The 6,390-nt window shown below is 56.7% G+C and carries 5 protein-coding genes; 4 read left to right on the top strand and 1 reads right to left on the bottom strand.

Annotated features, from left to right (window positions below):
- On the top strand, positions 1-236 hold a 236-nt coding region (locus AC13C0_RS08335), incomplete at its 5' end, for an AbrB/MazE/SpoVT family DNA-binding domain-containing protein (RefSeq protein ID WP_117620104.1).
- Positions 233-655 carry a PIN domain-containing protein gene (locus AC13C0_RS08330; RefSeq protein WP_117620103.1) on the top strand — a complete coding sequence of 141 codons (423 nt, stop codon included), beginning with the start codon at positions 233-235 and terminating at the stop codon, positions 653-655. The genes AC13C0_RS08335 and AC13C0_RS08330, both read left to right, overlap by 4 nt.
- Before the next feature lie 174 nt (positions 656-829).
- On the opposite strand, the gene AC13C0_RS08325 is transcribed toward AC13C0_RS08330, so the two are convergent.
- Entirely contained in the window at positions 830-2,815 is a 1,986-nt protein-coding gene (locus AC13C0_RS08325) for an SDR family oxidoreductase (protein ID WP_117620102.1), read from the bottom strand.
- A gap of 383 nt (positions 2,816-3,198) precedes the next feature.
- Here AC13C0_RS08325 and AC13C0_RS08320 point away from each other — a divergent pair, with 383 nt between their 5' ends.
- Together AC13C0_RS08320 and AC13C0_RS08315 are read left to right on the top strand one after the other, a co-directional pair.
- Positions 3,199-3,498, top strand: a complete 300-nt coding sequence (locus tag AC13C0_RS08320) for a hypothetical protein (protein ID WP_117620101.1) — start codon at positions 3,199-3,201, stop codon at positions 3,496-3,498.
- 64 nt (positions 3,499-3,562) lie between these two features.
- Positions 3,563-6,385: an insulinase family protein gene (locus tag AC13C0_RS08315; protein ID WP_482954262.1), complete on the top strand. Its 2,823-nt coding sequence runs from the start codon at positions 3,563-3,565 to the stop codon at positions 6,383-6,385.
- Positions 6,386-6,390: the final 5 nt, after the last annotated feature.

Raw genomic sequence — 6,390 nt, 5'->3', positions numbered from 1 at the left:
AAATGACTACAGCAACGATTACCAGTAAAGGACAAATTACGATCCCGGCTAACGTCCGCACCGACATGAAGGTTGGCCCTGGAGATCGAGTGGAGTTTGTGAAAGTGGCGGAAGGTCACTGGGAAGTGCTTGCCGCTGTTGAGGATGTTAGTCGGCTGAAGGGAATGATTACGCCTACCCGGGTCGTCAGCATAGAGGAAATGGACTCAGCGATCCGGCAAAGGGCGGGTCTATGATTGGGCTGGATACCAATGTTCTCGTGCGCTACCTAACCCAGGACGACCCAGGTCAAGCGGCTATTACTAACAGGCTAGTTGAGGAGCGGTTGACCTCGCGCAATCCAGGCTTCGTTACATCGATTGTGCTGGTTGAAGTTATCTGGGTTTTGGAGACGTGCTACCAGCAACCGAAAAATGCCATTCAAAATGTTGTCAACGCACTATTGACCACCAAACAGTTGATGATCGACGAAGCCGATTTGGTGTATCTGGCGCTCAAGCGGTTCTCAACCGGGAACGCCGATTTTAGCGATGCACTCATAACTGTTATTTGCGAAAGCCGTGGTTGCACCTCGACAGTGAGCTTTGACAAAAAAGCACGCTCAGTAGGGATGATTGATATAAATGATGCAGGCAAGAGCGGTGGCAAATCCTGATCCAGCTAATGGCATTACCATGCAGGGGCTTTTCCTGCTTTTTGTGATCAGATGTCGAAAAGGGCCTCTGGGAAATTCAGCGGCCCTTTCTACTAACCGACTTGGCCAAGCCAGATCCACTTTAAGTGAACGGCTTGGCCGAGGCGGGTTTTTTCGTTTCGGGGAACATTACGATTACCAGTAAATGCCTCGCATGATGGCAGCAAAGGCTACCTGCTCGGAAGACACCCTGGGCCGCTCGCCGGACTTGCTGCCCGCGGCAGACGGTGAATCCGGGAACATCCGGTAACCCGTGTTCATGACAATCTCGCCCATCTTCGGCGCCAGGGCATGCAGCACCTGGGCAAAGATACCCAGACGGGTCGCAATGCGCTTCGGCCGGTAAACGATGGCATCGGCCACCATAGTTGCTGCTTCATCCGGCGACAGCGTTGGCACCGAATCGTAGATCTTTGTTGGTGCGATCATCGGCGTTTTTACCAACGGCATGTTAATGGTGGTGAAGGTTACGTTGCGGTCAGACCACTCAGAGGCGGCACAACGGCTGAACGCATCCAGCGCGGACTTTGAGGCGACGTAGGCGGAGAACCTGGGTGCATTAGTCAGTACACCGATGGAGGAAATATTCACCACGTGGCCGCGGCGACGCTCCAGCATCTTGGGTGCAAAGCCCATGATCAGGCGCACAGAGCCGAAATAGTTCAGCTGCATGGTGCGCTCAAAGTCATGGAAACGGTCGAAGGACAGATCCAGTGAGCGGCGGATGGAGCGGCCGGCGTTGTTGATCAGCACATCGACATGGCCGTGGTTATCCAGAACGGTTTTCACGAACTCATCGCAGGCTTCCATATCCGAGAAATCGCACGGATACGCATGCACGCTGGCACCACGGGACTCCAGCTCCGCCGATACTTCTTTCAGGCGCTCCAGTTTACGGGCGCCGATAACGAGGATGGCGCCTGCGTCAGCCAGTTTCTGGGCCGTGGCCAGACCGATACCGGAGGTTGCACCAGTAACCACACAAACGCGGCCTTCAACTGTGCCCCGCAGTGTGCGGTCCTTGAACAGGTCCGGATCCAGGTTGCGCTCCCAGTAATCCCAGATAACCGGTGCGTAATCCGGCAGGCGCGGCACTTCGATACCGGTACCCTGCAGAACGCGCTCGGTTTCGCGGGCATCAAAACGGGTCGGGTAGTTGATGAAGGACATCACCGAAGGCGGAATGCCCATATCGTCCAGAACCGCTGCTGTCAGCCGTTTCACCGGCGGCAGGTTCTTCAGGCTCTGACGGATGAATGGCGGAATAAAGCCAAACATACGGGAATCGATACGCATGCCCATTTTGGGAGCGTGACCCGCCTCGCTGAAGATATTGAGAATCTCACCAACCTTGTACGGGTCTGAATCCACCAGGTGGAAGCACTTGCCGTCTTCACCCTCAAGGTGGGCGATATGGTCCATGGCCTTGACCACGAAATCCACCGGCACAATGTTCAGCCGGCCGCCTTCAATGCCAATGGTGGGAACCCACTGGGGCAGTGCGTGGCGGATTTTCTGGATCATCTTGAAGAAATAATAGGGGCCATCCACTTTGTCCATTTCGCCAGTGGCGGAATGCCCGATGACCATGCCCGGACGGTAGATGCGAAACGGCACCTTGCACTCTTCGCGCACGACCTTCTCGGACTCGTGCTTGGTGCGCAGGTACGGATGATCCAGCTTCTCCGCTTCCTCGAACATGTCCTCACGGAAGATGCCCTTGAACAGACCGGCCGCCGCGATGGAGGACACGTGATGGAAATGCTTCGCGCCCATGGCTTCGGCCGCATTGACCGCAGCCCGGGTGCCCTCAATGTTGGTTGCCTGCTGGGCCTCTTCATCGGCACCCATGTCGTACACCGCCGCCAGATGGAAGAAATGATCAACCTGTCCCTTAAGGGCGTTGAGCGTTTTGGCATCGATACCCAGATTTTTACTGGTCAGGTCGCCGATAACGGCCTTTACCTGGGTTTCGTCTGCGCCCCAGCGTTCGCGCAGTTGTTCGAGTTTATCCTGGGACTGCTCACGTACCAGCACATGTACCGTGCCACCGCGTGCCAGCAGCTTCTCTACGAGAAATCGGCCAATAAATCCGGTGCCACCGGTCAGGAAATAATTCATCAATCGTCCACCCTTTGTTGCTCGGTTGTTGTCTATCCATGCCGGCACCCATACGACTAAAGTCTTAGGTCAATCCGGAAACGCCGGCATTGTACTTAATTGCAACCTTCATGTATCGAACTTTTTTAGAGCTTTTACTCTGCAAGCCTTTGTTTTTAATAGAGCTATTACTCTAACTTTTCGGGCCGGGGCCTTTAAAAGGCGTGTCCGGTTCACCGACACAATGCTTTTGAGACTAGCACAGGAATTGCCGCCTGCCTGCCCGATTGCAGGATTACCACAAAGCAATGAAACACCCCGCCAGCAATGACATAATCGGGAACTTATCGCGCCTTTTGGCATCTCTTCACTTCACAGGAAAACCGACCGCCGGAATCCCGATCATGCAAAAAGACAACCCCAACGCGGAACGCTACATTTCTATTGCCCGGGCCTGCCTGAAGGCCATTAACGATACGGCCGAAAACGCCGGGTCCCGCGAGCAGAAAATTCAGGCGGTTTACGAAGCCATCGACAGCGCCTTTCAGGCCGAGTTTTCCGATTACCGCCAGTCCGTTGCCATTATGGCAACCGTCCTTGAGCGCATTGCCTCCGGTCAGCTGGATGGTGAGAAGGCCGCTGACCTGGCTCGTAAGACCCTTGACCAGCAGCCGGAAAGTACCCGCAAAGCGCTGATGCACTGAACCCAGAACACATTCACAGGATAACAGAGAGCCTATGAGCACCCGCATCGCCAGGAAACACCCAATGCAAAGCCAGATGATACGCCTGTTTGCCCTGCTCACACTCCTGCTGTTCAGCACCTTTACTCTTGCCACCCAGATTCCGGAAAAAAGCCCCAATGATGACAACCAGTACCGGTTCATCGAACTGGAGAATGGCCTGAAGGTCATCCTGGTTTCGGACAAGGAGGCAGACAAGGCAGCGGCCTCAATGAATGTGGCCGTTGGCAGTGGAGACGATCCGGAAAATCGCGAGGGGCTCTCCCACTTCCTGGAACACATGCTGTTTCTTGGCACCGAAAAATACCCGGCGCCGGGTGAATACCAGCAGTTCATCAAGAGCCATGGCGGCCAGCACAATGCCTTTACCGCATTCCAGGACACCAACTATTTCTTTGATATTCAGTCTGAATTTCTGAAACCGGCACTGGACCGGTTCGCCCAGCAGTTTGCGGCACCGCTGTTCACTGCCGAACTGGTGGACCGTGAACGCAATGCCGTCCATTCGGAGTTCAGCGCCAAACAGAAAGAGGATGGCCGCAGGTTCTATTCCGTTAAAAAGGCGGTCAGCAACCCGAACCACGCCTTCAGCCAGTTTGCCGTTGGCAATTTGAGCACGCTTGAAAACACCGACGACAACCCGCTGCGCCCGGACCTCATCGAATTCTGGAAGCAGGACTATTCCGCCAACCTTATGTCTCTGGCGGTTTACGGGCCGCAAACCCTGGACGATCTGGAAGCCATGGTGCGTGGCCGCTTTGACACCATCGAAAACCGCGGTCTCGAACCCAGGCGCCATACCGCCAGTCTCTTTGAAAAGGATGCACTGCCGGCCAAGGTAACAGTGGAAGCGCTCAAGGATGTGCGAAGCCTCTCGCTTACCTTCCCTATTCCCTCGCAAGAGGATAACTACCGAACCAAGCCCGCCAGTTACGTGGCCAACCTGCTCGGCCATGAGGGGCCTGGCAGCCTGTTTGATGTCCTCAAACGGGCCGGCCTTGCTGAAAGTTTGTCAGCCGGTCTGGGAATGGACACCGGCGAAAACGCCACTCTGGAAATCAGCATCTCCCTGACCCCGGAAGGGCTGAGCCGCCACGAGGAAATCCTGCCACTGGTGTTCGATTACATCGAAAAGATTCGCCAGAAAGGCATCAGTGAGCAACGCTTCCTGGAGATGCAGAACCTGGCCCGCATTGATTTCCGGTTCCGTGAACAGGGCAGCCCACTGCATGAGGCCATGCGACTGTCCAGCCAGCTCATGGATTATCCGCCGGAGGACCTGCTTCGTGCACCCTGGCTGGTTGAACGTTATGCGCCGGAGCAGTACCGGGACATTCTGAACCGGCTGACGCCGGATAATGTCCTCGCATTCGTTCTGGCGCCGAACCCCGGGCTGGAAAATCCGAACCGCACCGACTGGTACGAGGCTGCCTGGAGCCGCGAGCCACTGGATCCGAAAGCGCTGACAACCCCGCAGCTGCCGGAGCTTGCCGCCCAGCTGCAATTGCCGTCCGCCAACCCCTTTGTACCAGAAGACCTGGAGATGGTGCCGGGGGGCACCATGAAAAAGCCGACATCACTGGGCTCACTCCGGGGCATGGAGATCTGGTTTGCCCGGGATACCCGGTTTGATACGCCCAGGGCCAACGTGTTCATCAGCCTGCGAACATCGGCCGCACGGGCATCTGCCCGCAGCAACGTACTGACCCAGCTGCTGGTGGACTCCATCAACGCCAACCTCAATGCCTGGGCCTACTCCGCCAGCCTGGCCGGCCTGGATTACAGTGTCTATACGCACCTGCGCGGCATCACGGTTCGTGTGGGCGGTTACAACGACAAACTGCACACCCTGATGAACCGGATCCTGCTTCAGGTAGCGGCACCGGAGCTGACCAGACAGCGTTTCAACATTGCCCGGCAGAACCTGATCGACAGCCTGCAGAACAAGGCCAAAGACCGCCCGGTTGAGCAAACCTCTGAATTTGTCCAGACCTCCCTGATCGAAGGCGCCTGGAGCACGGACGAAAAGCTCAGGGCAGCCCGGGAAGTGACTTTCGATGAACTGCGCTCGTTCTCGGAGGCGGCATTCTCGCAAGTAGACCCGGTGATGCTCGCCCACGGAAATCTCACTGAGGCATCGGCTCTCAATCTGGCCCGGCAGATCGACGCCATGGTCCTGCGAAACACCGAAAACGCCCGGGTAGCACGCAGCCAGGTGCGCCAACTGCCAGAGCGGGAAACCGAAGTTTCCCTGACCGTAGACCACCCGGACACCGGCTACACGCTCTACATGCAGGGAGACAACACCAGTTTCCAGGAGCGGGCCCGTTTCCGCCTGCTGGCGCAGATCATCAGCAGCCCCTTCTACGAGGAGATCCGAACCAGCCGCCAGCTGGGCTACATCGTTTACGCCACCCCCTATGAAATGCTGGAGACCCCGGCACTGGGCTTTGTAGTGCAGTCACCGTCCGCCTCACAAACCGAGATTGACCAGGCGGTAACGGAATTCTCCGTAGAATTCGAGAGCACACTGGCCGGGCTGAGCAGTGAGCGGCTGAACCAGGAAAAACAGGCCGTGATCAGCAAACTGCTCGAACAGGACCGGCAACTGGGCGAGATCTCCAGCCGTTACTGGCGTGAGATTGATCGTGGTGCGGAAAGCTTCAACTCCCGGGAGCAACTGGCCGAAGCGGTGAGGAATGTCCGTCTGCAGGAGCTTCTGGACACCTTCCGGAAAGCCGTACTTAAGCGGGAACAGTCACTTCGGGTGGTCACCGGTGGCAACGGCCTGCAAGCGGATCAGGCCCTGGGCAAGTTGACCGAACTACCGCCAGTGCCCGCCAGCTGACAGTC

The sequence above is a fragment of the Marinobacter sp. B-21 genome (genome assembly GCF_056857895.1).
The sequence above is the reverse complement of the archived record's forward strand: the minus strand, read 5'-3'. Positions and strand labels throughout refer to the sequence as shown.